The 2,122-nt window shown below is 70.9% G+C and carries 2 protein-coding genes; one reads left to right on the forward strand and one right to left on the reverse strand.

From position 1 onward, the window contains the following. Window positions 1-110 precede the first annotated feature (110 nt). Window positions 111-794 (reverse strand): CerR family C-terminal domain-containing protein, encoded by a 684-nt coding sequence (locus AC27IO_RS23285; protein ID WP_498741034.1) that lies wholly within the window; start codon window positions 792-794, stop codon window positions 111-113. Window positions 795-995: 201 nt separating this feature from the next. Between AC27IO_RS23285 and AC27IO_RS23290 the strand changes: the two genes are divergently transcribed. Continuing rightward, window positions 996-2,122 (forward strand): HAMP domain-containing protein (locus AC27IO_RS23290; RefSeq protein WP_498741035.1); only part of this gene is annotated, 1,127 nt, incomplete at its 3' end.

Consider the following 2,122-nt stretch of genomic DNA (forward strand, 5'->3'; position numbering starts at 1 on the left):
CTGGGAACGGCGCAGGCGGCCAGCCACAGGGGCAGGGCGAGGGCCAGCAGGGCGCGGGGGGGGCGGTGGGTTGGGGGTGTTTTCATGGGCAACCAGAAAAAGGCATGGCGCTAGCGGGGGGGCGCGGCCGGCGCGCGCAGCGCCTGCTCGGCCGCCACCATGGCGAGCGCGTATTCGGTGAGCCGGCCGGTCCAGGCGTCCACGGCTTCGGGGGTGGCCAGCAGTTGCGGCTCCATCGCGGCCAGCACCTCCTGCTGGCACCAGATCTGGAAGGCCAGGCCGGTGATGGCCAGCACCAGCCGGTGCAGGTCGTCGTCGGGGCCGGCCACGCCCAGGTGCCGGCCCAGCAGCCGCACCATGGCGTCGTGGGGCTGGCGCACGTCCTGCTCCAGTTCCTTTTCCCACTGGCTGGTGGGCTCCAGCATCTCGCGGATGTGCAGCCGCATGAACTGGCGCGCCATCTCGCCGTGCTGCAGCGGGGCCAGCACCCCGCGGAAGTAGCGCTGCATCGCCTCGCGCAGGTCGAGCCCGTCGCGGGTGAAGTCCGCCACCAGCGAGGGCATGTCGCCGAACGGTTCGGAAAACAGCGCGGCATACAGCGCTGCCTTGTCGCCGAAGTAGTAGCTCACGGCCGCCACGTTGGCCTGGGCGGCCTGCGCGATGGCGCGGATCGACGTCTTGGCGTAGCCGTGCTCGGCGAACAGCCGAAGCGCCGCATGCAGCAGCCGCAGGCGGGCCGTGGGGGTGCCGGCGGCGGCGTCGGCCGGGGCGGCGGGAGGGTGGGGGGGAGACATCGCGGCGGATTAGACCACGATAAATCAAACGTTTGTTTTAAACCCCGGGACCGCCGTGGGCGGCGGGCGTGGCCGAGCCGACACACCGGTCGAAATCAACCGGGTAGCCGACATGTTTTGTCGGCTTTTTCTGGCAAACTTTTTGTTGCAAACGGGGTGGGGTTGTGGTCCGCCGTGGACCGGTTCGATCAAGGGGTTGGCATGTTCAGGAATCTTTCCATCCGGGTGGCGCTGCTGCTGGTGCTGCTGTTCTTCACCGGCGCACTGCTGGTCTCGGTGGGGGTGGGCTGGGTGGGCACCCGCGCCGGCGTGATGGCCGGCGAAGTGCAGGACCGCACGACCCGCGACATGCTCGCGCTCAAGCAGGCCGAGATCCGCATGTGGGACAACCGCGTCGCCCTGGCCGTGGGCCACCGCAACGTGCTGCGCGGCGACCCGCCCGACAGCGTGCGGTCGCAGACCACGCGCGCCGAGAAATCCATGCAGGAGGCGCGCCCCATCCTGCAGTCCGTGGCGCAGGGCCTGCCCGCCGACTGGGCGCAGGAGCGCCAGCTCGCCACGGCGATGATCACCGCCTTCGACGCCTACGCCGCCCTGGTGCAGCGCGGCGCCGTGGGCCTGGCCGGCGGCAACGAGGCCGAATACAGCGGCAAGGAGATCGTCGCCCAGCGCAACAAGCTGCTGGCGGACATGGAGGGGCTGATGAAGCAGCTCTTCGATGCCGAAGGCCAGCGCGGCAATGCCCTGCAGGCGCAGTCGGTGCGGCTGCTGCAGATCGCCGAGATCGCGGCCGGCGTGCTGGTGGTGGTGGGCGTGGTGCTGGCGGTCCTGTGCTGGGTGTTCATCCGCCGCAACGTGCTGGCGCCGCTGGACGACGCCGGCGCGCTGCTGGAAAAGGTCGCCCAGGGCGACCTCACCACGCGCATCGAGGTGCGCTCGTCCAACGAGATCGGCCGCCTGATGGGCGCCGCGCGCACCATGCAGGAGGGCCTGGCGCGCATGGTCACGCAGGTGCGCCAGGGCGTGGAGGAGATCCACACCGGCTCGCGCGAGATCGCGCTGGGCAACGGCGACCTGAGCGGGCGCACCGAGCAGCAGGCCGCGTCGCTGGAGGAAACCGCCGCCAGCATGGAGCAGCTGTCGTCCACCGTGAAGCAGAACGCCGACAGCGCGCGCCAGGCCAACCAGCTGGCCGCCAGCAGCATGGCGGTGGCCCAGCGCGGCGGCGCGGCGGTCGGCGAGGTGGTGGCGACGATGCAGGAGATCGCGGGCAGCTCGCGCCGCATCGCGGACATCGTCGCGGTGATTGACGGCATCGCCTTCCAGAC

Source organism: Acidovorax sp. KNOB132, from assembly GCF_057541515.1.

Coding starts and splice junctions, on each gene's coding strand:
- AC27IO_RS23285 (WP_498741034.1), bottom strand. CDS start 794: ATGTCTCCCCCCCACCCTCCCGCCGCCCCGGCCGACGCCGCCGCCGGC.